We start from the raw sequence: 25,191 nt of genomic DNA, 5'->3' as shown, positions 1-25,191 counted from the left end.
ATCTGTGCTGCCTCTCACGCTAGGCGAGGGCCCGCACGGGAGCATGCGTCATTTGACGGATTCTGCACTCCGCCCGAGCCAGCGGGGTACCACGAAGTCGTCGATCGATCCGAACGGCTCGGGATCGAGCAGCACGTGGTGACCGCCCTGGATCTGGTAGACGAGGTGGGCCTGGCTGAGCGCGGCATCCGGAGTGGTGTCGGGGTACAGCCGCGGCGCCTGGCCGGTCTCGCCGAAGTAGTAGACGCCGTTCACGCCGCGATACGGCCACCGTCGCAGGTACCGCACCACATCGACCGTGTTGCGGGCGTCGACCGAGGACCAGGCGGCGGCCAGCATCCGAACCTGGTCGTACACGGCCCCGGCGATCGACCAGCCCGGGTCCTCGCGGTACTTCGCACGATACTGCGTGCGGAAGCGGCTGCCGAGATCGTCGTCGTAGGTGCCCGTGGTGGTGGACCAGATCACCCCGTCCGCCTGCTCGCCCAGTTGCCCGATGAAGGATGGGCTCGACGGCGAGTAGATGCCGTATACCAGCGCCTGCAGCGGTGCCCGCTGGAACGCGCGCTGGAACTCCACCAGCTCGCTGTCGATGTAGTTGGCGATGAGGATCACACTGGGGTCGTGCGCCGAAGCCCGCGCGATGACGTCGTCCCAGTCGGTCTCCCCGACGGGGGTGCGGATCGGGTCGGCGACGTGCCAGCCCTGCGTGGCCGCCTGGGCCAGGAACTCGGGTGTGGCGAGATGCATGCTTTCGGAGGGCATCTCGATCGGCACGATCGTGCGTCGCGCAGGACTCCAGAGCTCCGCGAGCTCGAGCTTGCGGACGAGACGCAGGAGGCCCGGACCGTAGTAGGTTTCCGACGCGCAGGTCTGGAAGATCATGCCGTACTTCCACGGCTCGAGCTCGGCTCGGCGCACGTCGGCCTCGAACGTCGCCGTGTGGAGGAACGGCTTGCCGTAGTCCGCGATCACCTCCATGAACTGCGGATGCTCGGCACTGACGTAGGTGGTGATGATCGCATCCACGTCGGCGTCGAAGAGGCGGCCGAGCCCGGCTCGGATGTCGTCCCAATCGAAGGTGCGCACGACCTCGCGGATCGGCTCGATCATACGCCCGCCGATGCCGCCCTGCTGGTTGATCTCGTCGATCGCGAGCAGCGCACCGTTGAGGGCCTGTGCACTGTCCGTCGCCGGGCTGTCGGGCACCACGATCCCGAGGCGGATCGGCACCCGGGTCATGAAGTGATTCCGGATCGGCTCGAGGTCGCGATCGAGCCGGTGCCGGAAGGCGAGTTCGAGTTCCGCGACCCCGATGCCGCCGCTTTCGGGGGCGCCGCCCGGGAGCGGCATCCGCAGCAGTCCGAGGTCCACCGCGATTGCGGCGAGGCCACCGCGAGAGCTCTGATCCAGCTTCTCGAGGAGGCGCTCGAGCTGACTCGAGACCGTGCGTGCCGAGGTGCCGAGGCGCTCGGCCACGCCGAGGTTCGTGAGCCCGAGTGCGAGAAGCGTCAGCACGTCCAGCTCCCGCACCGTGATCCCGCGCGGCATCTCGACCTGCTCGACGCGGGCGATCATCCGATCCGGGCTCCGACTGAGCGACCCCCGGCTGCTCTCGCGGGTGAACTGCACGTCGAGCCACTCGTCGTCGCTGCGCCAGAGAAACCGGAGCGACGGCCGATGGATGATGAGGAACGCTTTCGCATACGCCCAGATCTCTGCGGGGACCTGCGACGGCAGCATCGACTCCGACGTATCTGCGGTGATCGTGCGTTCGATCGCCCAGTGCGGCATGCGTCTTCTCCCGGTCCGTGTCCTCCGCCAGTCGACCCCGGGGTCAGGTGGCCAAGAACCCTCCGTCGACGGCGAGCGCCACTCCCGTGACGTACGACGAGGCCCTGCTGATCAGATAGTAGCAAGCTTCCGCGACCTCCTCGGGGCTCCCTTCGCGCCCCAGCGGGATCCTCCGGGAGAGTTCCTCCGGCTGCAGGCCGCCACCCGCGATGAGCCCGGCCTGGAGCATGTTCACCCGGATCCCGTAGGGCCCCCACTCCACCGCCAGTTGCCGCATCATCCCGGTCATACCCGTGACGGCGGCGCCGGACGACGCCCTCGGATACCCCGGGATGCCGCGGGCCGCCGAGGCCTCTCCCAGAAAGACGATCGAGCCGTCGTCGACGGGAGCCCCGCCACGCAACCGGAGCATCTCCCTGGCGCCCGCCTGCGCGAACACAAAAGCGGCGCCCAATTGCCGGTCCTGCACCCGGTCCCAGCGGGTGACCGACTCGGTGACCGCCGCAAGCGGCGCCTCGATCCCTCCCGCGTAGACCAGTGCCGCCGGCGGCTGCCGCCACGAGGAGGTGAGGCGCGACAGCGCCGATTCGATCGCCTCGGACTCCGTGGAATCGACCTGGATGCACTCCGCGCCCGCCCGTTCCAGTTCGGGGTCCGAGTGACGTCCCACGCAGGCCACGCGCCAGCCCCGCGCCACCGCGAGCCGGATGAGCGCACCGACGACCGGCCCGGCGTCTCCCGCGATCACCAGGCCCGGCGCCCCCTGGCACTCGATCATCCGACCGCCACCCCTCCGTTCACCGCGATCTTCTGCCCGGTGACGTAGGCGCTCTCGGGCGTCGCGAGCCAGAGGATCGTCGACGCCACGTCATCGGGTGTACCGTGGCGACCGAGTGGCACCTCGGACCGGAGCTCCGCGTACCGCTCCTCGGCCGTCATGCCCCGCTCCGCCGCCTGGAACTCGACCTCCTCGGCGTGCATCGGGGTGAGGATGTACCCCGGCGCAACCGTGTTGCAGACGATGTTCTGCGGTCCGAGCTCCACCGCGAGGGAGCGTGTCAGCGTGTGAATCGCACCCTTGCTGACGCAGTAGGGCGCCCCGCCCGCCACGGGTTCGTCGCCGAACAGTGAGCCCACGTTCACGATCCGACCCGCACCGGATGCGACGAGCAGCGGCAGGGCCAGCTGGACGAGTCCGATCACGGCGACCACGTTGACCTCCAGGGTCCGACGGAGGTCGTCGAGGTCGAGCGCACCGACCGTGGCGGACTCCCCTCCCGTGGCGGCATTGTTCACGAGGACGTCGAGTCGACCGAAGCTCGAGCGCACGGCATCTACGAGTGCACCGCGCACCCCGGCATCCGTCACATCACCGATGACCGCCACGGCCAGCCCGTCCCGGATCTCCGCCGTGAACAGACGGTGCAGCGCCTCGGAGCGATCGCAGATGCCGACCGCGAACCCCGATCGGAGGAATCGGCGGGCGGCCGCCAGGCCGATCCCCGACGCGGCGCCCGTCACGATCGCGACGGGTCGCGGCGCCGCTCCCCGGTCATTGGTGACTCCTGACATGGACCCGTGCCTCCTCGTGACGTGCGGTGATCTGCCGTGGCTCCACCCTCGCGTCAGGGCCGCCCGGGGGCATCGGTCAAATGACGGACGTCGACCGCGGGGCTCCACGGTGGATGTACGTCGAATGACGCATGTATCGGCGCCCGGAGACGCTCAGACTGGCATCACCGGGCACCTCGATCCGCCCGGCACGAACAGGAGTCACCGATGACCGCACGGCAGTGGACGATCAGCATCGACGCCGGAGGGACCTTCACCGACGCCATCGCGCGCCGCTCCGACGGCGAGGTGCGCGAGGCGAAGGTCGCCTCCACGCCCCAGGACCCGTCGCAGGGACTGCGCGATGCCGTGGCCTCCCTCGAGGCGCTCGGGGTGCCCCTCACCGAGGTCGCGCTCGTGTGCCACGGCACGACCGTCGCCACCAATGCCACGCTCACCGGATCGCTGGGTCGAGCCGCTCTCGTGACCACCCGCGGGTTCCGCGACGTGCTCGGGTTTCGGCAGCAGAATCGGCCCGACGTCTACAGCCTCACGCCGGAACGCCCCTCGGAGCTCATCTCCCGCGAGCTCCGCTTCGACCTCGACGAGCGGCTTGACTCTGCCGGCCGGGTGCTGTCCCCGATCGACCCGGCGGAACTGACGGACCTGATCGAACGCCTCCGCGCCGCGGATCCCGAGGCCATCGCGGTGTCGTTCCTGTTCAGCTATCTCAATGACGCGCACGAGCGCGTCGTCGGCCAGGCCCTCCGAGCGGCCTTCCCCGACCGCCCGGTGACGCTCTCGTCGGAGGTGGCCCGAGAGTTCCGGGAGTATCCGCGCACCGCGACGACCGCGATCAACGCCGCACTGCGTCCGCTCGTCGAGCGATACCTGAACCGCGCGAGCGCAGCGCTCGCTGCCAGCGGCGTCTCGTCGCCGCTGCTCGTCATGCAGTCGAACGGCGGCAGCGTCCCCGCGGCCCGCGCCGGCGCCGAAGCGCACCGGCTGGTCCTCTCCGGCCCGGCCGGCGGTGTCGCGGGCCTGGCGGCCCTCGCCGTATCGCTCGACGAGCCCAACCTGATCAGCCTCGACATGGGCGGTACGTCCACCGACGTCTGCCTGCTCCGCGACGGACGGATCCCGTTCACGACCGTGCAGCACGTGCAGGATCACACACTGCTCGCCCCGACGGTGGACATCCACACCATCGGCGCCGGCGGCGGCAGCATCGCATGGATCGATCAAGCCGGCAGCCTGAAGGTCGGACCGGCCTCGGCGAAGGCGGTGCCCGGGCCGGCCTGTTACGGGCGCGGCGGCATCGAACCGACCATCAGTGACGCCCATGTCGTGCTCGGCACGCTCGGCGCCGGCGCGCTCGCGGGCGGGCTCGTCATCGATCGTGACCTGGCGAGGCAGGCCGTGCAGCGGATCGCCGAGCCGCTCGGGATGTCGGTCGAGGAGGGCGCTGAAGCGATTCTCGCCATCGGACTGGCGCACATGGTCCGGGCGGTGCGCAAGGTCAGCGTGGAGCGCGGCCTCGATTCTCGGGACTTCGCCCTCGTCCCGTTCGGCGGCGCCGGTCCCCTCCACGCCGGCATGATGCTCCGGCATCTGGCGCTCAAGTCCGCGATCATCCCGCTGCGGCCGGGCCTCTTCGCCGCCGACGGTCTCCTCGTCGCCGGGCTGCGACTCGATCACTCCCAGACCCTGCTGAGCGATGCCTCGGCGGAGACGTCCGCGTCGCTCAGCGAGTGGTTCGATGATGCCGCGGCCGAGGCCGTGGAGCAGTTCCAGCACGACGGCATCGCGGCCGACCGCATCTCGACCACCGCCTCGCTCGATTGCCGGTACCGGGGCCAGGGCTTCGAGCTCAACATCCCTCTCACCGATTGGAATCCGGAGACCCTGCAGCGCGTGCCCGAGCTTTTCCATGCAGCGCACGGCGAACGCTACGGTCACAGCAATGTGCTGGAGCCCGTCGAGATCGTGACCGCCCGTCTCACCTCGAACGGCGACGTGGACCGCACCCTTGAACATGCACGGGAGAGCGTCCCTCGGCCACTCGACGATGCAGCGGTCCTCGCGAGACGGGACGTGCGACTCCCGGGGATCGGGGCCGTGGAGCTCCCGGTCATCGATCGCTCCCGACTCCTCCCCGGCACCGACTTCACCGGACCGGCCATCATCCAGCAGATGGACGCGACCACGATCATCCTTCCGGGGCAACGATGCCGGGTGGCCAGCACCCTCGACATCGTCGTCACCGAACCGACCCGAAACGAGGACGCACGATGACCGCACCGCACCTGATCGACGCCGTGACCGCGGAGGTCGCGTCCGCGGCGCTGCAGTCGGCCGCCGAGGAAATGGGGAGCGTCCTCAAGCGCTCCAGCTACAGTCCGATCATCCGGGACATGGACGACTTCTCCTGCGCCCTCTTCACCGCGGACGGCGATCTGGTCGCGCAGGCCGACTACATTCCCGCGCAGCTCGGCGCCATGTCCCTCGTCGTGCAGTCGATTCTCGAGCGCTGGCGCGGACGGATCTCCGAGCACGACGCGTTTATCTGCAATCACCCCTACCAGGGCGCCATGCATCTCCCGGACGTCAACGTCGTGATCCCCATCTTCCTCGACGGCGCACTGGCCGCGTGGGCCGGCACGGCGGCGCACCACATCGATGTGGGCGGCGTCAACCCGGGGAGCGAGGGACCCGAGCTCACCGAGCTCTACGGCGAGGGGGTCGTCATGCCTCCGGTTCGGCTCTCCATCGCCGGCGTGGAGAACGAGGACCTCGTCGCCCTGCTGACCGAGAACATCCGCGACCCGCTGTCGACGCTCAGCGATCTGCGCGCGCAGCGCGCGGCCTGCCGGCTCGGCGAGGAGCGCGTGCACGAGCTCGCCGCCCTCTACGGAGCCCCGGCTCTGCGCGAGGTGATGCAGCGCATGCTCGACTCGGTCGAGTCCGCCGTCTCGCGGCTCCTCTCCGCGCTTCCCGACGGGGTGGGCGAGGCGGAGGGAGCGCTCGACGACGACGGTCGCGGAGGCCCACCCACCCGGATCCACGCTCGCATCGAAAAACGGGGCAGCCGGCTCACCATCGATCTCTCGGGATCGGATCCCCAGACCGCCGGAGCGATGAACATCCCGTGGGCGAGCGCGCGTGCGGGGCTCGTCTACGCCGTCCGCTGCGTCGTCGCACCCGGCCTCGGCTCGAACGACGGGCTCCTGCGCGCACTCGACATCATCGCCCCAGAAGGTTCGGTCGTGAATCCCCGGCACCCGGCAGCCGTCTCGATCCGGCACAATTCCTGCCAGCGTCTCGCCGACACGCTCATCCGAGCGATGTACGAGATCTGGCCGGATCGCGCCGTCGCCTCGAGCACGGTGACCTTCTTCAGCTTCAATGTCGGTTCGACCCACCCGCGCACCGATCGACCGTCCGTCATGGCCGATGTCGTCGGCGGGGGCACGGGCGCCACCCCGACCGGCGACGGCATCGACGGCGTCGACACCTATATGTCGAACGTCGGCATCATGCCGACGGAGGTCGTCGAGACCAACTACCGCATCCGCGTCCGGAAGACGGAGTTCCGCCCCGGCTCCCAGGGGCTCGGAGAGTTCAACGGCGGTCTGGGTCTGGTGCGAGAGTACGAGATCCTCGATCACCCGCAGCACGCGACGTTCTACGCCGAGCAGACCGACGCGCGATTCGCTCCGGAGGGCGCCGGGGAGGGCGGCCCCGCCCGGCCGACGATCATCACCGTGATCGGGCCCGACGGCGCAGTGCTCGACCGCCCGCAGAAGACGTCGCGGGTGCTCGAGCCCGGCACCGTCGTCCGTGTCGAAACCGCGGGCGGTGGCGGGTTCGGGGATCCGGCGCACCGCTCGGCGGAGCTCCGGAGTCGCGACGCCCGCGAGGGACGGCTGGGAGCGCCGAACCTCGACGACCACCGACCGGCTTCGACCGGTCCCGTCACGAAGGAGGCATGACATGACTCAGTGGCCGAACGGTCATTCGTACGCCGCGACGCTGAGCTTCGATTTCGACGCCGAAGAGGTGTGGGTCGGAGAAAATCCGGCCAACGCCGCAGCGCCAGGGGTGCTGTCGCAGGGGCGGTACGGTCCCCGCGTCGGTGTGCCTCTGATCCTCGACCTGCTCGAACGGCACGGGATCACCGCGACCTTCTTCATCTGCGGGCGCGACGCCCTGCGCCACCCCGACGCGGTGCGCCGGATCATCGCGGCGGGCCACGAGGTCGGCCATCACGGTCACTCCCACATCTCCCCGACGGCGCTCACCGTCGACGAGGAACGAGAGGAGCTCCATCAGGGGCTCGAGGTGCTGCGGGAGCTCGGTGCGGACGTGACCGGGTATCGATCGCCCTCGTGGGAGTTCAGCCCGAACACACTCGATCTACTCGTCGAGCACGGCTTCGGGTACAGCTCCAATCTGCTCGACCATCTCCTGCCCTACATCCACGAACATCACGACCTCGTCGAGGTCCCCGTGTCGTGGATCCTCGACGACGCCCCGCACTTCTGGTTCGCCAACGACACCTGGGAGAAGACGATCCGGTCGCCTCGGGAGGTGCTCGATGTCTGGCGTCCCGAGATCGAGGGTATCGCCAGTGTCGGCGGCCACGTGATGGTGACGACGCACCCCATGCTCATCGGACGGCCATCGCGCCTCGCGATGCTCGAGCAGGTCGTGGAGCACCTCGCGGAGACCGGCGCTTGGATCGCCCCGACCCGTGACATCGTTGCGCACACCCGCGCGTTCGGGCCCCTCACACTCGACGTCGGCGGTGCACGGTGAGCGAGTTCCCGAGGATCCGAGTGAGCGGCGACTCGGCGACGCGCTCCGAGCAGTATGGCCACCTCGCCGCGACCCAGATCGCGATCATCCGCGACGGCTACGAACGCGCGTTCGCGGCGCAGGGCGTCTCGTGGGCGGAGGCGACCGCGCAGGCGCGCGGGTACTTGCCCGCGATTGAGACGCATCTGCCCGATCTCGTGACCGAACTGCGCGGGATCGCGACGGGAAGCGGGCTCGGCTTCGACGAGATCCTCACGATCAATTGCCGCACAGAAATCCTGCACCGGGCCACCGTTGCGTCGGTGCCGACATCGACGCGGATCCCCGGTGAGTGCTCGTCCTTCGCCTTCGAGGGGGACCGGGTGTCCACGGGTGCGGCCGTGATCGGGCAGAACTGGGACTGGCTCGCGTTCCTGCAGCCGGGAACCGTGATCCTCGAGGTCGAACGACCTGACCTGCCAAACTACGTCACCCTGGTCGAGGCGGGACTGCTGGGCAAGATCACCCTCACTGCCAGCGGGCTCGCGCTCGGACTGAACACGCTGGTGACGTCGCTCGACGGCCGCGCCGACGGCGTGCCCTTTCACTGCGTGATCCGGGCGCTCGCGGACAGCCCGCACGTCGCGGCCGCGCTCGAGACGGTCTCGCGACTCCCCCGAGCGTCATCCGGCAATTACCTGCTCGCCGGGTCGGACGGCGCGATCCTCAACCTGGAGACCTCTCCGGGCGGACCCCGGAACGTGCGGCCGCAGGTGGCGCGCGACGGGGCGCTCTTCCACACGAACCACTTCCTCGATCGGGTGCCCGACGGTTTCGATCTCGCTCCGGTGGGCATGTCGGATAGCTTCGTGCGCTTCGGCCGCATCGAACGCCGGCTCGGATCCACGGCGGTTCCGCACCCGGACGCGGCGCTCCGAGTTGCACTCACCGATCACGTCGCGGCCCCCAACTCCGTCTGCTGTCACCCGGACCCGTCGAGTCCCGAGGGAGCGCAGTGGAAAACGATCGCCTCGACCATCCTCACGCCGGAGACCGCCACCCTCGAGTACACCGCCGGCCCGCCGTGCGAATCCACCTGGAATCGACTCGATTACGCGGCCTTTTTCACGTGACCGTCACCCATGGACACAAGAAGGTCACGAAACCACGACAAGACGCGCGTCTTGGGGTAGGCTCAGGCCGTAAGACCAGTAATGCCGAACGTTGGGAAACCTCAAGCACGTTTTATTTGTCGCGATCTCGCGGCACGCTACCAGTCTCCACGTCGGCACCGTCGCCGTGGCACCCAAAGATCGTCACGGCGATCAGCAACACGAAGGAATACAGATGGCTCAGGGCACTGTGAAATGGTTCAACTCCGAAAAGGGCTTCGGCTTCATCGCTCCTGACGACGGTTCCGCCGACGTCTTCGCGCACTTCAGCGCGATCCAGGGCAGCGGCCGCCGCGATCTGTTCGAAGATCAGCGCGTCGAGTTCGACGTCGAGCAGGGCCAGAAGGGCCTGCAGGCAACGAACATCCAGGCGATCTAAGCACCTGGAAACGGTGAAGGGGTGGGGCTTCGGCCCCACCCCTTCCGTGCGTTTGGGGCAGGTGCCGCGGAGCGGACGTGCCGATGCCGCGGAGCAGCGTGCCGGGGCAACGAACCCGCGACCCCACCCGCCCGCACTTTTGTACACTCGCCACACTCCGCTCGACACGCAGTTGTGACTCCCCGTACATTCGAGGGACTCACCACCGCCCCCAGACCCCAGGGACACATGTCAGCGCAGACTTACCCCCACCTCTTCGCACCGCTCGATCTCGGGTTCACCACTCTCCCGAACCGTGTACTCATGGGCTCGATGCACCTCGGCCTCGAGGAGGCCCCGGGCGGCTTCGCCCGCATGGCCGAGTTCTATCGCGAACGGGCCCGCGGCGGTGCGGCCCTCATCGTCACCGGCGGCATCTCCCCGAACGAGGAGGGCCGCCTGACGCCCGGCGCCGCCACGCTCAGCTCGGAGACGGAGGCCGCCGAGCACCGAGTGCTCACCGACGCGGTGCACGCGGAGGGCGGCCGGATCGCCCTCCAGGTCCTGCACGCGGGTCGGTACGCCGCGCACCCCGCCCTCGTCGCCCCGAGCCCGATCCAGGCCCCGATCTCGCCGCTCGTCCCGCGGGAGCTCACGGCGGAGGACATCGAGCGCACGATCGACGACTACGTGCGCACGGCGGTGCTTGCCCAGCGCGCCGGATACGACGGCGTGGAGATCATGGGCTCGGAGGGCTACCTCATCAACGAGTTCATCGTGCGCCACACGAACCACCGCACCGACGCCTGGGGCGGAGACTACGCGAATCGGGTGCGCTTCCCGGTCGAGATCGTGCGCCGCGTGCGCGAGGCCGTCGGCGACGATTGGATCCTCATCTACCGACTCTCGATGCTCGACCTCATCCCCGACGGGTCGACGCTCAGCGAGGTCATCGACCTCGGCCGTCGGGTGGAGGCAGCAGGGGCGACGATGATCAACACCGGGATCGGCTGGCACGAGGCCCGGGTCCCGACCATCGCCACGTCGGTTCCCCGAGGCGCCTTCGCCTGGGTCACGGAGCGGCTGTCGGGCGAGGTCTCGATCCCGCTCATCACCACGAACCGGATCAACACCCCGGAGGTCGCCGAGGAAGTGCTCGCGTCGGGCGCCGCCGACATGGTCTCGCTCGCCCGCCCGTTCCTCGCGGATCCCGAGTTCGTCGCGAAGGCCGCCGCGGGCACCCCGGAGCGCATCAACACCTGCATCGGGTGCAATCAGGCGTGCCTCGATCACACATTCTCGGGCCGGATCACCTCCTGCCTCGTCAACCCGCGCGCCGCGCACGAGACCGAACTCGTCATCGCACCCGCGGCGGAGCGCCGCCGCATCGCCGTGGTCGGCGCGGGACCGGCGGGGCTCTCCTTCGCCACGACCGCGGCGTCGCGCGGTCACGACATCACCCTCTTCGAGGCCGACGAGCGGATCGGCGGGCAACTGAATGTCGCCCTCCAGGTGCCGGGCAAGTTCGAATTCGCCGAGACGCTCCGCTACTTCCGGCAGCGCATCCTCGAGACGGGGGTCGAGCTCCGCCTCGGGCACCGCGCCGAGGCGACCGAGCTCGCGGGGTTCGACGAGGTCGTCATCGCCGCGGGGGTCGAACCGCGGGTCCCCGACATCCCCGGGCTCGACCACCGCAGCGTGGTGACGTACTTGGAGGTGCTGCGCGAGAAGGTTCCCGTCGGCGAGCGCGTCGCGATCCTCGGTGCCGGCGGGATCGGCTTCGACGTGGCCGAGTTCCTGACGGCCGCGGAGCCCGAGGATCCCGAGGACATCGCCGGGTTCCTCGCGCACTGGGGCGTCGATGCCGGCTACACCCACCGCGGCGGGGTCACCGCGCCGACGGAGGCGCCGTCCCCGCGCGAGGTCGTCATGCTGCAGCGGAAGCCGGGAAAGCTCGGTGCGGGCCTCGGCAAGACGACCGGCTGGATCCACCGCACGGAGCTCGCGCGGCGCGGGGTCCGGATGATCCCCGGTGCGCAGTACCTCGGCATCGACGACGCCGGACTGCACGTGCGGATCAGCGGCCGGGACGGCGAGATCGAGGACCGCACGCTCGCCGTCGACTCCGTCGTGCTCTGCACCGGCCAGGAGCCGCGACGCGCGCTGCACGGGGAGCTCGCCGGCCTCGGGGTGACCGCGCACCTCATCGGCGGCGCGGACGTCGCCGGTGAGCTCGACGCGAAGCGGGCCATCGACCAGGGCACTCGGCTCGCGGCGGCGCTCTAACGGCGGTGCTCCCACGGAGTACGGCAGGATACGGTGGTGACATGATCGACCAGGGTGAGCCGACGACGGTGCGCGACGGCGCTGCCGAGCGGCTGTCGCGCATGATCCAGATCCCGACGGTCTCCGCGGAACTCGACGAGCGCGGGATCGAGCCGTTCGAGCGCTTCGTCGTTCTGCTCGCGGAGCTGTACCCGCGCGTCCACGAGCACCTGGAGCGCGAGCGGATCACCGACTTCGGGCTGCTCTTCCACTGGCGCGGGATCGACGCCGCCGCCGACCCGGCCGTGCTGATGGCGCACTACGACGTCGTGCCCGTCGATGAGAGCGACGCGTGGACGCATCCGCCGTTCGCGGGCCGCATCGCCGACGGCTACGTCTACGGCCGCGGCACCCTGGACGACAAGGGCCCGCTGCTCGTGGTCCTCGAGGCGGTGGAGAACCTGCTGGCGGCGGGCTTCACCCCGGCACGCGACGTGTTCCTGTCGTTCGGTGGCAACGAGGAAACCTTCGGCGACGCGGGCCTGCGGATCTCCGAGGTGTTCGAGGAGCGCGGCATCACCCCCTGGCTCGTGCTCGACGAGGGCGGGGCCGTGGTGGACGCGCCGCTGCCGTTCGTGCGGGGCACGGCGGCGATGGTGGGGGTCGGCGAGAAGGGCGCGACGACCGTGCGGCTGAGCGCCCGCGGCCAGGGCGGGCACGCCTCGGCGCCGCCGTCGCTCACCGCGGTGGGTCGTGTCGCACGCGCGGTGCAGCGCCTCACGCCGACGACGTTCCCGGCGCGCACGCCCGCCGGAGTGACGCGCATGCTCGGCCTGTTCGCCGAGCGCAGCCGCGGCCCCGCCCGGCTCCTCTACCGGACCCTCGCGGCGTCGCCGCCGCTCGCCGCTCGGGTCTTCAGCCTGCTCGGCGGCGAACCCGCGGCCCTCGTCCGCACCACGGTCGCGCCGACCATGCTCGCCGGGGGCACTGCGGCGAACGTCCTGCCGTCGCAGGCCAGCGCCACGATCAATCTGCGGATCGCCCTCGGCGAGAGCGTCGCGAGCACGGTGCGCCGGATCCGCCGCAGGATCCGCGATCGTCGGGTCGAGGTCACGGTGCTCGACGCGGGCGAGCCCTCCCCCGAATCGGCGACGGACAACGCGCAGTTCGCGTGCATCGAGCGCGCGGTCGGCCGGTCCCACCCCGATGCGCGTACCGTCCCCTACGTCATGATGGCCGCGACCGACTCGCGGCACTTCCACCGCTTCACCCCCGCGACCTACCGATTCGCGCCGCTCGCCATGTCGGCCGAGCTCCGCGCCACGATCCACGGCGTCGACGAGCGCGTGGCGGTCTCGGAGCTCGCGCGCGGTGAGATCTTCCATCGCACCCTGCTCCAGAGCCTCTGAGACTTGGAGGTCCGGGCCAGCGGTCCCGGATCCGGGCCCCCGATGCCCTAGGATCTGCTCAGGTGGTGAACAAAGGGGTGAGCATGCACCGAGTGACCCTCGGAACGCTGGCGGGTGTCGTCGGGTTCCTGGCATTCGTCGAGCTGACGAGCGGCTTTCTGCAGGGGTACTACACCCCCATGCTCACCGACATCGCGCGGCACCTGAGCGTCAATGACGCCGACGTGAACTGGCTCGAGGGGTCGCAGCTGATGCTCGCGGCCCTCGTGGTCCCGGCGCTCGCCAAGCTCGGCGACATGGTCGGACACAAGCGGATCCTGCTGTGGTCGACCGCGATCACCGCACTCGCGACCCTCGCGCTGCCCTTCACCGACTCCTTCGTCCTGTTCCTCGTCGCGTGGACCCTCCAGGGATTCTACGTCGTGTGGCTCCCCCTCGAGATCGCACTCATCTGGTCGCGGTCGCGGAGCAGGGAGGGCCGCTCGCTGGTCACGGCGCGAGCGGCGGGGATCCTCGTCGCGGCGCTCGAGACGGGTGCGATCACCGGGGCGCTGCTCGGCGGCCAACTCGTCGACACGCTCCCGCTCACCGTGGTCCTGCTGATCCCGGGGATCCTCGTCACCCTCTGCTTCTTCGTGATCCTGTTCGGCGTGCAGGAGTCGCCGGACCAGCTCGGCGGCCGGCTCGACCTCGTCGGCCTCTCCCTCATCTCGCTCGCGCTCATCGCCTTCACGGGCGGCCTCAGCCTGCTCCGGCTGAACGGCGTCGGGGACCCGATCTCCTGGATCGTCGTGGTGCTCGGGATCTTGCTCATCATCCCGTTCGCGCGCTGGGAGCTGCGCCACCCCGACCCGCTCATCGATGTGCGGCTGTTCCGCTCCCCCGCGCTCGCCCCGGTGTTCCTCACGGCGGCGCTCTTCGGCATGAGCGTCCTCGGCGCGCAGGCCCCGCTCTCGACGTTCCTCCGCACGGACCCCGAGGTGTACGGCTACGGCCTCGGGACCACGGGCTTCGTGACCTCGCTCGCCATCGGCCTCTACCTGATCGCGATGATCATCGGTGCGCTGCTCTACCCCTGGGTCGCCCGGATCGCGACGCCCCGGCTCACCCTCGTCGGCGCGGCCGGTCTCGTCGGGGTCGGGTACCTGCTCTTCGTGCCGCTCCACGACACCTACGCGCAGATGGTGACGAACATCATGGTCGCGGGCCTCGGATCGGGGGCGCTCGTCGCCGCGCTCCCCGCAGCCGCGGCCGCAGCCGCCCCTGCCCACCAGACCGGGGTCGCCACCGGGCTCACGAACTCGACGAAGACCGTCGGCGGGGCGATCGCCTCGGCGGTGTTCGGGATCGCGCTCATGCACGGCGCGTCGGGCGGGGCGACGGGAGGCACCGCGGGCTCCTTCGAGGGCTACGTCACCGTGTGGCTGGTGTGCAGCATCTCCGCGTTCGTGGCCGCGGCGGCCCTCCTCTTCGTAGTGCCGAAGCACGCGTTCCAGGATCGCGGCGCCCCCGTCCCGGTGCCGGCCTCGGAGCTGCCATGAGGCGCCATCTTTTCCCCCGCTCCGGCACCTCGGCGGGCACCGCACGCGGCGTGATCCCCGGCGCGGTCGTGCTGATCACCGGCGCCGCCCGCGGCATGGGCGAGCTCTACGCTCGCGCCGCACGGGCCCAGGGCGCACGGGCGATCGCGATCTGGGACCGCGACGAGCCCGCCGCCCGCCGGGTGGCGGAGGAGCTCGACGGCCCGGAGTGCACGGTTCGGGCGTTCATCGTCGACCTCGCCTCGCTGACGGACATCCGGCGCGGAGTGGCCGAGGTTCGCGCGCAGCTCGGCTCGGTGGACGTGCTGGTGAACAACGCCGGCATCGTCACCGGCCGACCGTTCTGGGAGCACGACGCCGAGCGCGACATCCGCGGCACGCTGGAGGTCAACACCCTGGCACCGATGTGGCTGACTCGGGAGCTGCTGCCCGAGATGCGCGCCGATGCGAGCCGCCCGAAGCGGATCCTCAACATCGCCTCCGCCGCCGGCACCCTCGCGAACCCCAACATGAGCGTCTACGCGGCGTCGAAGTGGGCGCTCATCGGGTGGAGCGAATCCCTCCGCCTCGAACTCGAGCGCGACGGGGCCCCTCACCTCGCCGTCACCACGTTCTGCCCGAGCTACGTGTCGACCGGCATGTTCGCCGGGGCGCGGGGTCCGCTGCTCACGCCGATCATGCGCCCGGGGGTGGCGGCCCGCGCCGCCTGGACCGGAATGCTCCGCGGGACCCCGGTCGTGATGAAACCGTGGACCGTCAAACTGGCGATGGCGCTCCGTGGCGTCCTCCCGACGCGACTGTGGGACCGCATCGCGGGACGGATCTTCCACGTGTACTCCTCAATGGACCGCTTCACCGGGCGCGCCCCGCGCTGACCCGCTGGGATCAGAGGGTCGGGATCGCGGGGTCAGCCGGCCAGGATCGCGCTCGCAGCGCGCACTCCGCTCCGCAGCGCGCCCTCCATCAGTCCCGTGAACTCCGGGTCCACGTACTCCCCCGCGAAGTGCAGACGCCCGACCGGGGCCTCGAGCGCCTGCGCATCATCCGCGTCGAACCCGGGAGCGTGCGCCGTGTACGCTCCGCGGGCGAGCGGATCGAGCGGCCAGGCAGTCATGACGGCGGGTGAGGCGGCGAGCGCCAGGTCCGAGCGCAGCGCGCGGACCCGCGCCTCCCACTCGGCGCTCCCCGACTCGATCCCGAGCGCGCGGAGCTTGCCGAGTTCACCGCCGAAGCAGTGCAGCACAGGGCCCACGCCACCCCCGAGTTCGTTGGCGGTCCAAGTCCAGAAGCGATCGCCGACGCTCATGACGGCGCTCGGCTCGGGAACCTCATCGAGTGCGAGGTGCAGCTTGGCGGCGTTGCCCTGCACGACCCCGGCGAACGCCGCGCGCTTCCACTCGGGCAGCTCGAGGCGCACCGCATCTCCCGCGGTGAGTACCCCGAACGGCAGGGCGATCACGGCGGCGTCGTACGTGTCCTCGCTGCCGCCCGACACCACGCGCACCACCGCATCGTCCTGCACCACCGCCTCCACTGCGGCCCCGAGCCGCACTCGGCTGCCGAGCGCCGCAGCCATCGCATCGGGCAGACCCTGGTTGCCGCCGCCGATCCGCCAGCTCGGCCGGGGTTCGAACGAGGCCACGTGCTCGAGCGTGTGCTCGGCAGTGACCTGATCCACCCGCGCGGCCGTCGACATCTCGATGCGGGCCTCGAGGGCCTCGCGCGCCGGACCCGCGACACCGATGACGTCGAGCACGTCGGCGACGGAGCGGGCGCCGGTCCCCTCGGCGGCCGCCCGAGCGGCGACTCCGCCGAGCTCGGCCATGTCGGCGGTCGTGACACTCGGGCGATCCGCGGGCGTGCGCACGTAGTAGCTCATGCCCGTGTCGACGAGTTCGAGCCCGTGCTCGGCGCATAGACCGCGCAGCACGTCGTACCCGGCGAGCACGAACTCCGCGCCGCGCTCGATCGGGTGCGGCACTCCGGACACCTGGAGCGTCTCGCTCCAAACTCGACCTCCGACCCGATCCCGGGCCTCGTACACGACGACCTCGGCTCCGCCTTCGACCAGGCGCGCGGCGGCAGCGAGACCTGCGAGCCCGGCGCCGATGACAGCGACCCGGGGAGGGGTGGTGACAGTGGACATGCGCGGAGCTCCGTTCGGTTCGAGGGTGGTACCGTCAGGCTAGGCTGCCGCCGTAGTTCGCCACCACGGTGAAAAGTGTGGATTTTGCCGTGTTTTTATACAATGTGATCACCATGCCCCCTTCACCGCCTCTCACCGCACTCACCGTGCGCGACCTCGTCGCCGATGCCACGCTCGGCACCCGGGTCGTGGCGGGGAGCGGCGGACTCGACCGCGCGGTGCTCTGGGCGCACGCGAGCGAGATCCCTGAGCCCGACCGCTGGCTCGGACCGCACGAACTGCTCATGACCGTCGGACTCTGCGTTCCGTCCGGAAGTGCCGCGCAACGCCAGTTCATCTCGCGGCTGGCCGACGCCGGGCTCGCGGGCGTCGCCATCGGCGAGGACGGCATCGCGCCGCGGCTCACCAAGGCCATGCTCGCGGAGGCGGACGCGCGGGGGTTCCCCGTCCTCGCGACCGGGGGTGATGTGCCCTTCGCCGCGATCGGCCGCACCGTCGCCGCGGCGAATGCCGATCGCCAGACCATGTCGGTGCTCCAGCTCGCCAGGCTGTACCAGGCCGTCGCTCGGCAGGACACCGACGGTCGCCGCTCGGGGCGGTACCTCCGGGACCTGTTCGGCGCGGATCTCACCGTCGTCGACGAGGCGACGGGCTGCGTCGTGATCGGGCCCGGGACGATCCGGTTCGATGCGTCCCGGTCCGCCGCCCCGTCCATCGCACCGCTCTCCAGTCGATCCCGATCCACGGCCCTGCGGTCCACGTCTCTGCGGTCCACGTCTCTGCGGTCCAGCCCGCCGACGCGGCTGCTGATCGCCGGCGAGGTCGCGCTCGACAGCCTCACGCTCGCCCACCTCACCCAGGTGCTCGCCGTGGAGGCCACTGCGATCCTGCAGGCGGCGTCCGATCAGATCGGGGGCTGGACGCATCGACTCGACGGTGTGCTCGCGGGGCGCATCGAGGCGGTGCGGGCGGCCCGCCACCACCTCGGTGACATCGCCGCGGACGCGGACGCGCTCCAGGTCGTCGCGGTGCCGCTCGGCGTGCCGGATCAGGTGGCTCTGGCCGTTGCTCTCGCAGGGATTCCCATCCTCGGTCTCTCGGTTCGGCGCGACACCGTGGTGATCGCCGCTCCATCGGCGCAGATCGCGCGGCTGCGGGAACTGCTCGCCGAGCTCGGGCATCCGGCGGGCGGATCGGCTCCGCACACCCGACTCGAGGACCTGCCGAGCGCGGTGGAGCAGGCGACCGAGGAACTCCAGCGCGCACAGGCGGAGGGCTCTGCGTGGAGGGAGTATCGCGGCGCTCCCTTGACGCTCCTGACCCGCTCGGACAGCGAGGCCCGGCACGCCATCGCGTCGGTGCTCCGAGGCCTCGCCGATCCGGACCCCCGTGCGACGGCGCTGAGGGAGACGCTGTTCTGCCTGCTCGACCACGATCTGCGCTGGGGAGCGACTGCCGACGCCCTCGGCATCCACCGGCAGACCCTCGTGCACCGCATGCACCGCGTCGAGGAGACCACCGGGCGCTCCGTGCGCTCGACCGCGCACGTGTCCGAGCTCTGGCTGGCCCGCACTGCGTGGCGACGCCTGGAATTCGTCGAAGGTTCCGCGAGCTGAGGATCGGCCACTTCGGACGTCAGCGGGGCCAACGCAGCGATCTCAGCGGAGCAGCGCAGCGATCTCAGCGGAGCAGCGCAGCGACTTCCGCGAGCCCGTCGGCCACCTGCGCCTCCAACCGGTGGCGCCCCGCGCCGAGTCCCGCCCAGCGCCACACGGACGCGATGAGCGCGGCGGCGATCGCCCCGGCGGTGATCTGGGCGCGTATCGACGCGGTGCCGTCGCGCTCCAGGCGCTGTGCGACAAGGTCGGCGATCCGGAGCTGCCGCACCGCGCGCCCGAGTGCGAGCTCCTCCTCCACCCGCATGGTGCGCGCCTCGACGATCGCGAGCGCCAGGGTCTCGGGCACGGGTCCCCCGCCGAACGCCGCGAGTGCGTCGTCGACCGGGGTAGCCGGATCCTCGAGCGCGGCGGCCAGTGCGTCGATCTGCGCGTCGAGCACGAACCAGAGGATCGCCGACTTGCTCGAGAAGTAGTTGAAGAAGCTCGAGCGGCTCACCCCGGTTCTCCGGGTGATCTCCGTGACCGAGGTCGCCTCGTAGCCCTGCTCGAGGAACAGCTCGCAGGCGGCGTCCGCGAGCATCGCGTGCGAGGAGGCGTGCGGGCGGCCGCGCGTAGAGGACATGCCAGCAGCCTAGAGGATCGATTCCGAGGGTTCGGTGGTCGACGCGGCCGGTGGTCGTGCCCGCTTGACTGCGGTACTGTCCAGCCCCTCCTTTGACGTCGAACGCCTCCATTCGCGCCGAACGCCTCCGAAGTGAGCGCGCAGATCGGGGGCGTTCGGCATCAAGAGGGGCGTTCGGCGAAGAAGGCGGGGATCGGCGCGCGGCGGATGCGCGCGGCAGCGACGCCAGCGGGTGCGCGCGGCGGATGCGCGCGGCAGCGACGCCAGCGGGTGCGCGCGGCAGGTGCGCGCGTGACCAGATCGGCATGCCGGGTGCGCTAGGATTCATTTGTTGTACCGAATCTAACAAGTAGGGATCGTCATGCCACGCACCTCTCCTCGCTCGCTCGCCGTGCTCGCCGCGGCCGCGGTCGGCGCCCTCGCCCTGAGCGCCTGCACCAGCGGACCCTCGGACGCCACCACCACCGCCGTCGACGGCGGCACGCTCGTCTACGCCACGGGCGACGCGGAGCCCACCTGCCTCGACCCCCACGTGGGCGGCAACTACCCGCAAGCCCTGATCTCGACCCAGTACCTGGAGCCGCTCGTCGGGCGCACCGCCGATGGCACGATCACCCCGTGGCTCGCGACCGAGTGGGAGACCAGCACGGACGGCCTGACCTGGGACTTCACGCTGCAGGAGGACGTCACGTTCACCGACGGCACCCCGCTCGACGCGGAGGCCGTCAAGGCGAACATCGAGCACCTGCAGGATCCCGAGACCCAGTCGTCCACCGGCTATCTCGCGGTCGAGAAGATCACCGAGGTCGAGCCGGTCGATGCAACGCACGTGCGGTTCCACCTGTCGTCCCCCGACTCGGCGCTGCTCGAGTCGATGAGCCAGCAGTGGACCGCGATCCAGTCCCCCGCCGGCATCGCCCGCGGCATGGAGGAGAACTGCGCGGCCCCCATCGGCACCGGCCCGTTCACGGTCGAGGAGTGGACGCCGCAGCAGCAGGTCACCCTCGTGCGCAACGAGGACTACCGCACCTCCGGCCCGAGGCAGACCACACCGGTCCGGCGCACCTCGACCGCATCGAGTGGCGCTTCATCCCGGACGCGGCGACCCGGTACGCCGCGCTCACCTCCGGCGAGGTGCACGTGATCGACAACCCCCAGCCGGACTCGATCGTCGCCGCGGAGCAGGACGGCTCCGGCATCGAGCACATCGACGCCCCGCGCCCGGGTTCGGTGAACCGCATCGAGCTGAACGCCGGGCAGGCGCCGTTCGACGACGTCCGTGTGCGCGAGGCGTTCATCCGGGCAGCGGATCCGGAACCCGGCATCGAGTCCCTCTATCTCGGTACCGCCGATCGCTCGACCTCACCCCTCGCGAGCACCGAGCCGACCGCGGTCAGCGACGCCGCGCTCTTCGACACCGACCCGGCAGCCGCCGAACGCCTCCTCGACGAGGCGGGCTGGAGCGCCACCGACGAGGACGGCATCCGCGTGAAGGACGGCCAGCGACTCACCGTCCGGTTCCCCGTCAGCACCAACCAGTCGGTCGCCGCCGAGCAGTCGCTCTTCGAGCAGATCCAGGCGAACGCCGCGGCGGTCGGCTTCGACGTGATCCTCACGCCGGTCGACCTGAGCACGTGGTACGGCGCCCTCGGCGCGAACGAGTACGAGGCTGTGAGTGCGCCCTATACGAAGGTCGGCCCGGACGTGCTCCGGATCCTGTACCACTCCGACGGGATCGTGCCCGCGCCCTCCGGCTACTTCGCCAACCACGCCCAGCTCTCCGATCCCGAGCTCGATGCGATCCTCGACGAGGCCTCCGCCACGCTCGACGAGGCCCAGCGCGCCGAGCTGTACGCCGATGCGCAGCAGCGGATCCTCGAGAGCTTCACGGTGCTGCCGCTCTACGACCAGCAGAACCACTTCCTCGTGCGGGGTGCGAGCGGCGTCACGACCCTCGGCACGGTCGCCACGCCGACCTTCATCAACGCGCAGCTCGCCGAGTAGGCTGGCCGGGTGAGCGAGCGGGCGGGCGGCCGACGGGGCGGGCGAGCGACACGCCTCCTCCGCGGCGTGCTCGCCCGCGTCGGCTCCGCGCTGCTCGTCGTCTGGATCACGGCGACCGTCGTCTTCGTCGCGCTGCGGGCCTCGGGTGATCCGCTCGAGGCGATCATGGGCGGCCCCGGCTCGCAGGCGGGGCCGGAGGCGGTCGCCCGCGCAACGGAGGCCTACGGGCTCGATCAGCCGGTCTTCGTGCAGTACCTCGCGCAGCTGTGGCGCATCGCGACGCTCCAGTTCGGCGACTCGTACGCGCGGAAGCAGCCCGTCGCCGATCTCCTCGCGGAGAACGTGCCGCCGACGATCCTGCTCGCCACCCTGGCGCTGGCCCTCGCTTGGGTGCTCGCGGTGATCGGCACCCTGATCGCTACGACGAGCCGCGGGCGGGCGGGCTCGTTGGTCCGCGCGACCCTGTCGGCGATCGAGACCGTCGCGAGTGTCGTCCCGCAGTTCTTCCTCGGGGCCGTGCTCATCCTCGTCTTCTCGACCGGGCTCGGGATCCTGCCCGCGACCAGCTCCGGTGCGCAGCCCGCGGGGCTGATCCTCCCGGTCATCACCCTCGCCGTACCGATCGCGGGCTACCTGGCGCACATCCTCCACGGCTCCCTCGCCGAGGTCGACGACGCTCCGTTCGCCACGACGGCTCGCTCGCGCGGGGCCTCGGAATCGCGCGTCTTTCTGACCCACACCCTCCGGCACGCCGCACTTCCCGCGATCGCCCTCTCGGGCTGGGCGTACGGCTCCCTCTTGAGCGGTGCCGTGGTCGTGGAGGCGCTCTTCGCCCGGCAGGGGCTCGGGCGGCTCCTGCTCGAGGCCGCGACCGTGCGCGACGTGCCGGTGGTCATCGGGGCGGTGACAGTCATCGCGCTGCTCTACGTCGCCATCCTGCTGCTGTCGAGCGCGATCGAGGTGCTCGTCGACCCGCGGCACTCCGCCCGGCCCGGAATCACCCCGGCACCGACCGAGGCGGTGGGGGCGTGAGCGCGCCGGCGACCGCGGCTCGGACCGCGGACACGGGGCGCAGATGGCCGCCCGCGCTCGACTGGGGCCTGGCGCCCGCGCTCGTCGTGCTGGTGCTCACGGCCGTCACCGTGGTCGCGCCGGGGCTGCTCGCGCCCGGCGATCCGCTCGCCATCGACCCGCGCGCGTCGCTGCAGCCCCCGTCGCTCGCGCACCCGTTCGGCACCGACGAATCGGGGCGCGACCTCTACACGCGGGTGGTGCACGGCGCCGCCGCCTCGATCGGCATCGGGCTGGCCGCGACCGGGATCGGGATCGGGATCGGCGCTGTCCTGGGGTTCGCCGCCGGGCTCGGACCGCGGATTCTCGACGCGTTCCTCGCCCGGGTATTCGAGGTGCTCTTCGCCCTGCCGACCCTGGTCATGGCGCTGCTCTTCATCGCGGTCATGGGCGGTGGCCCCGCAACGTCGACCCTCGCGATCGGGCTCGCGACCATCCCCGGGTACGCGCGGATGCTGCGAGCACGGGTGCGCGGCATCTCCCAGAGCGGGTACGTGGAGTGGGCGAGGCTCGACGGCACGGGTCCGCTCCGCCTCTTCACCCGGCACATCGCGCCGAACTCGCTCTGGCCGCTGGCCTCGGCGGCGACTCTCGGGGTGGGGCAGGCGATCATCTGGGTCTCCGCCCTCGGCTTCCTCGGGCTCGGCGCGCTGCCGCCCTCCCCCGAGTGGGGGGCCATGCTCAACTCCGGTCGGGTCTACATCGCGACGGCGTGGTGGATGACGGTGTTCCCGGGCCTCGCGATCGTCGCGACCGCGGCGGCGCTCACCGCCCTCGGCCGACGGCTCGGCGCGAGCGGAGGCCTCCGATGAGCACTGCACCACTGGATCCGACGACACCGCTCGATCCCGTCGCGCCCGTCGACCCCGCCGCACCGCTCGACTCCGCCGAGCCCGTGCTCGCGGTGCGCGGACTGCGCGTGGCGCGTCATGACCGACGCCATCCGCAGCGACCGCCGATCCTCGACGGCGTCTCCCTCACCGTCGCGGCCGGAGAGTGCCTCGCGATCGTGGGGGAATCCGGCGCCGGGAAGTCGGTGCTGACGCGCACCCTGCTGGGGCTCACTCAGGCGGAACCCGGTTGGGACGTGGCCGCCGAGGCCTTCACGCTGTCGGGCACGGACGTCCGCCGAGCGCGCCCGCGCACCTGGCGGACGCTGCGGGGCGCGACGGTGTCGCTCGTGCTGCAGGACGCGCTCCAGTCACTCGATCCCCTGCGCACCATCGCGGCCGAGGTCGGGGAAACCCTCACCATCCGCGGGATCCGCGGGACAGCGCGACGCACCCGGGTACTCCAGGCCCTCCGTGACGCGGGGCTGCCGCACGCCGAGCTGCGCGCATCCCAGCGCTCGGACCAGCTCTCGGGCGGGATGCGCCAGCGCGCGCTCATCGCCTCCGCACTCATCGGCGAGCCCCGACTGCTCATCGCCGACGAACCGACGACAGCGCTCGATCCGTCGACGGCGTCGATCATCCTGGAGGAGTTCCGCGCGATCACCGCCCGCGGCACCGCGCTGCTGCTGGTGAGCCACGACCTCGGCAGCGTTGCGCGCGTCGCGGATCGCATCGCCGTGATGGATCGCGGCCGCATCGTCGAGACGGGCTCCACTGCCGAGCTCCTGGCAGACCCGCAGCACCCGGTCACGCGACGCCTCATCGACTCCATGCCCGCCGGGCCGAAGCCGGGGCCGCCGCCCGCACCGGGTGGCACCGTGCTCGAAATGCGCGGCATCCACCGCAGGTTCCCGGCGCACGAGGGCGGGACGGCCGCCCTCGTCGACGTCGACCTCACCCTCGCCCGGGGCGAGGCCGTCGGCGTCGTGGGCGAATCGGGGGCCGGCAAGACGACCCTCGCGCGGGTGCTCGTCGGCGCGGAACGCGTCGACTCCGGCACCATCACCCGCGCGGATCCCGCCCTTCGGATCCGGCTGATCCCGCAGGATCCGCTCGCGACGTTCGATCCGCGGTGGCGGGTCGAACGGATCCTCGCCGCTTCGAACCGGCTCCCCGGCACGAGCACGGCCGACCTGCTCCGACGCGTCGGCCTCGATCCCGAGCTCGCCCACCGCCGCCCGAGCACCCTCTCGGGCGGGCAGCGGCAGCGGATCGCGATCGCCCGCGCGATTGCCGCGGATCCCGACGTGCTCGTCTGCGACGAGCCCGTCTCGGCCCTCGACGTCTCCACGCAGGCGGGGATCCTGGCGCTGCTGCGGGATCTCCAGCGCGAGCGGCGGCTGACGCTCGTGTTCGTGTCGCACGACCTCGCAGCGGTCCGGGCGGTCACCGACCGGGTGCTGGTGATGCGCGACGGCCGCGTGGTCGAGTCGGGGCCGACCGAGGCGGTGCTCGGCGGTTCGTAGGGTGCGGCGGCATGGCCGGCGGCTCGTGGATGGCGGTCGGGATCGGCCACCAGCACCCATCAGGCGTCAATGCGTGCGGAGATCTCAGCAATTACGGAGCGAAACGCTGAATTCGCTCCGCTATACGTGAGATCTCCGCCGCAATCGGCGCTGCACGCCACGGTGTGTGGCGCTGCACCCCGGCGCCACAGGCTCAGTGCTCGCGGAGCAGGTCGATCAGCTCCTGCTTGCGGAGCTTCGAATACCCCGACAGCCCCAGCTCGCGGGCGCGAGCCCGCAGCTCCGGCACGGTGCGGTCCTCGTAGTCCTCGGCGTTGCCCCCGCGCCGCCCGACCTTCGAACGCCCCTCCTTCGCCGCAGCGTTGGAGATGCGCGCGGCCTTCTCCGCGGAGGCACCCTCGCTTCGAAGCGTCTCGTAGAGTTCGGGATCCTTGAGGCTCGGGTTGTGCTTCGGCACGGTGGTCTCCAATCGGCGATACGGGG

At 71.0% G+C, this 25,191-nt stretch carries 19 protein-coding genes and 1 pseudogene; 14 read left to right on the top strand and 6 right to left on the bottom strand.

The genetic code is table 11. The features are described from left to right. Nucleotides 1–48: 48 nt before the first annotated feature. From MUN76_RS14260 to MUN76_RS14250, 3 genes are read right to left on the bottom strand one after another with little or no spacing between them, the layout of a single operon-like run. A complete protein-coding gene (locus MUN76_RS14260) occupies nucleotides 49–1,794 on the bottom strand; it encodes an ABC transporter substrate-binding protein (protein WP_244685599.1) in 1,746 nt (581 codons plus the stop codon). Between the two features lie 43 nt (nucleotides 1,795–1,837). Then, nucleotides 1,838–2,572 carry an SDR family NAD(P)-dependent oxidoreductase gene (locus MUN76_RS14255; protein WP_244685597.1) on the bottom strand — a complete coding sequence of 245 codons (735 nt, stop codon included), beginning with the start codon at nucleotides 2,570–2,572 and terminating at the stop codon, nucleotides 1,838–1,840. Then, on the bottom strand, nucleotides 2,569–3,366 hold the full coding sequence (locus tag MUN76_RS14250) for an SDR family NAD(P)-dependent oxidoreductase (RefSeq protein WP_244685595.1): 798 nt from the start codon (nucleotides 3,364–3,366) through the stop codon (nucleotides 2,569–2,571). Before MUN76_RS14250 ends, MUN76_RS14255 begins: the two co-directional genes overlap by 4 nt. A gap of 207 nt (nucleotides 3,367–3,573) precedes the next feature. Here MUN76_RS14250 and MUN76_RS14245 point away from each other — a divergent pair, with 207 nt between their 5' ends. The 9 genes from MUN76_RS14245 (at nucleotide 3,574) to MUN76_RS14205 (ending at nucleotide 15,762) form a co-directional block, all read left to right on the top strand. Beyond that, nucleotides 3,574–5,640 carry a hydantoinase/oxoprolinase family protein gene (locus MUN76_RS14245; RefSeq protein WP_244685593.1) on the top strand — a complete coding sequence of 689 codons (2,067 nt, stop codon included), beginning with the start codon at nucleotides 3,574–3,576 and terminating at the stop codon, nucleotides 5,638–5,640. Beyond that, nucleotides 5,637–7,337 carry a hydantoinase B/oxoprolinase family protein gene (locus MUN76_RS14240; protein WP_244685591.1) on the top strand — a complete coding sequence of 567 codons (1,701 nt, stop codon included), beginning with the start codon at nucleotides 5,637–5,639 and terminating at the stop codon, nucleotides 7,335–7,337. The genes MUN76_RS14245 and MUN76_RS14240 overlap by 4 nt, the downstream gene beginning before the upstream one ends. A gap of 1 nt (nucleotide 7,338) precedes the next feature. Continuing rightward, complete coding sequence (locus MUN76_RS14235) at nucleotides 7,339–8,163, top strand: polysaccharide deacetylase family protein (RefSeq protein ID WP_244685590.1); 825 nt, start codon at nucleotides 7,339–7,341, stop codon at nucleotides 8,161–8,163. A gap of 20 nt (nucleotides 8,164–8,183) precedes the next feature. Next, nucleotides 8,184–9,275 carry a C45 family autoproteolytic acyltransferase/hydrolase gene (locus tag MUN76_RS14230; protein ID WP_244685588.1) on the top strand — a complete coding sequence of 364 codons (1,092 nt, stop codon included), beginning with the start codon at nucleotides 8,184–8,186 and terminating at the stop codon, nucleotides 9,273–9,275. Nucleotides 9,276–9,489: 214 nt separating this feature from the next. Continuing rightward, nucleotides 9,490–9,693, top strand: coding sequence for a cold-shock protein (locus tag MUN76_RS14225; RefSeq protein WP_244685586.1), 204 nt, complete (start codon nucleotides 9,490–9,492; stop codon nucleotides 9,691–9,693). A 228-nt stretch (nucleotides 9,694–9,921) separates the two neighbouring features. Then, the gene (locus MUN76_RS14220) at nucleotides 9,922–11,958 is read left to right on the top strand and encodes an NADPH-dependent 2,4-dienoyl-CoA reductase (RefSeq protein ID WP_244685585.1); all 2,037 of its coding nucleotides are present in this window, start codon (nucleotides 9,922–9,924) and stop codon (nucleotides 11,956–11,958) included. 41 nt (nucleotides 11,959–11,999) lie between these two features. Continuing rightward, nucleotides 12,000–13,346 carry a M20/M25/M40 family metallo-hydrolase gene (locus MUN76_RS14215; RefSeq protein WP_244685583.1) on the top strand — a complete coding sequence of 449 codons (1,347 nt, stop codon included), beginning with the start codon at nucleotides 12,000–12,002 and terminating at the stop codon, nucleotides 13,344–13,346. A gap of 83 nt (nucleotides 13,347–13,429) precedes the next feature. Beyond that, nucleotides 13,430–14,887: an MFS transporter gene (locus tag MUN76_RS14210; protein WP_244685581.1), complete on the top strand. Its 1,458-nt coding sequence runs from the start codon at nucleotides 13,430–13,432 to the stop codon at nucleotides 14,885–14,887. Next, on the top strand, nucleotides 14,884–15,762 hold the full coding sequence (locus MUN76_RS14205; protein ID WP_244685580.1) for an SDR family NAD(P)-dependent oxidoreductase: 879 nt from the start codon (nucleotides 14,884–14,886) through the stop codon (nucleotides 15,760–15,762). The genes MUN76_RS14210 and MUN76_RS14205 overlap by 4 nt, the downstream gene beginning before the upstream one ends. A gap of 32 nt (nucleotides 15,763–15,794) precedes the next feature. On the opposite strand, the gene MUN76_RS14200 is transcribed toward MUN76_RS14205, so the two are convergent. After that, nucleotides 15,795–17,033 carry a flavin monoamine oxidase family protein gene (locus tag MUN76_RS14200; RefSeq protein WP_283248108.1) on the bottom strand — a complete coding sequence of 413 codons (1,239 nt, stop codon included), beginning with the start codon at nucleotides 17,031–17,033 and terminating at the stop codon, nucleotides 15,795–15,797. A gap of 113 nt (nucleotides 17,034–17,146) precedes the next feature. On the opposite strand from MUN76_RS14200, the gene MUN76_RS14195 reads away from it, so the two are divergent. After that, nucleotides 17,147–18,649, top strand: a complete 1,503-nt coding sequence (locus MUN76_RS14195; protein WP_244685578.1) for a PucR family transcriptional regulator — start codon at nucleotides 17,147–17,149, stop codon at nucleotides 18,647–18,649. 64 nt (nucleotides 18,650–18,713) lie between these two features. Here MUN76_RS14195 and MUN76_RS14190 read toward each other — a convergent pair whose 3' ends face one another. Continuing rightward, nucleotides 18,714–19,274: a TetR/AcrR family transcriptional regulator gene (locus MUN76_RS14190; RefSeq protein ID WP_244685576.1), complete on the bottom strand. Its 561-nt coding sequence runs from the start codon at nucleotides 19,272–19,274 to the stop codon at nucleotides 18,714–18,716. Between the two features lie 361 nt (nucleotides 19,275–19,635). On the opposite strand from MUN76_RS14190, the pseudogene MUN76_RS14185 reads away from it, so the two are divergent. The 4 genes and pseudogenes from MUN76_RS14185 to MUN76_RS14170 all read left to right on the top strand — a co-directional run bounded on the left by MUN76_RS14185 (nucleotide 19,636) and on the right by MUN76_RS14170 (nucleotide 24,708). Beyond that, nucleotides 19,636–21,278 (top strand): annotated as a pseudogene (locus MUN76_RS14185) (ABC transporter substrate-binding protein). Nucleotides 21,279–21,287: 9 nt separating this feature from the next. Beyond that, nucleotides 21,288–22,310 (top strand): ABC transporter permease, encoded by a 1,023-nt coding sequence (locus MUN76_RS14180; protein WP_244685574.1) that lies wholly within the window; start codon nucleotides 21,288–21,290, stop codon nucleotides 22,308–22,310. Beyond that, nucleotides 22,307–23,161 (top strand): ABC transporter permease, encoded by an 855-nt coding sequence (locus MUN76_RS14175; protein WP_244685572.1) that lies wholly within the window; start codon nucleotides 22,307–22,309, stop codon nucleotides 23,159–23,161. The genes MUN76_RS14180 and MUN76_RS14175 overlap by 4 nt, the downstream gene beginning before the upstream one ends. After that, complete coding sequence (locus MUN76_RS14170) at nucleotides 23,158–24,708, top strand: ATP-binding cassette domain-containing protein (protein ID WP_244685570.1); 1,551 nt, start codon at nucleotides 23,158–23,160, stop codon at nucleotides 24,706–24,708. The genes MUN76_RS14175 and MUN76_RS14170 overlap by 4 nt, the downstream gene beginning before the upstream one ends. 193 nt (nucleotides 24,709–24,901) lie before the next feature. On the opposite strand, the gene MUN76_RS14165 is transcribed toward MUN76_RS14170, so the two are convergent. Beyond that, nucleotides 24,902–25,165 (bottom strand): Rho termination factor N-terminal domain-containing protein, encoded by a 264-nt coding sequence (locus MUN76_RS14165; RefSeq protein WP_244685568.1) that lies wholly within the window; start codon nucleotides 25,163–25,165, stop codon nucleotides 24,902–24,904. Between the last annotated feature and the right edge of the window lie 26 nt (nucleotides 25,166–25,191).

Origin of the sequence: Leucobacter rhizosphaerae (assembly GCF_022919175.1) — a bacterium.
In the GTDB taxonomy this organism is placed as follows: Bacteria; Actinomycetota; Actinomycetes; order Actinomycetales; family Microbacteriaceae; genus Leucobacter; species Leucobacter rhizosphaerae.
Note: the sequence above shows the minus strand (reverse complement) of the source record. Positions and strands in the feature narration are given on the sequence as shown.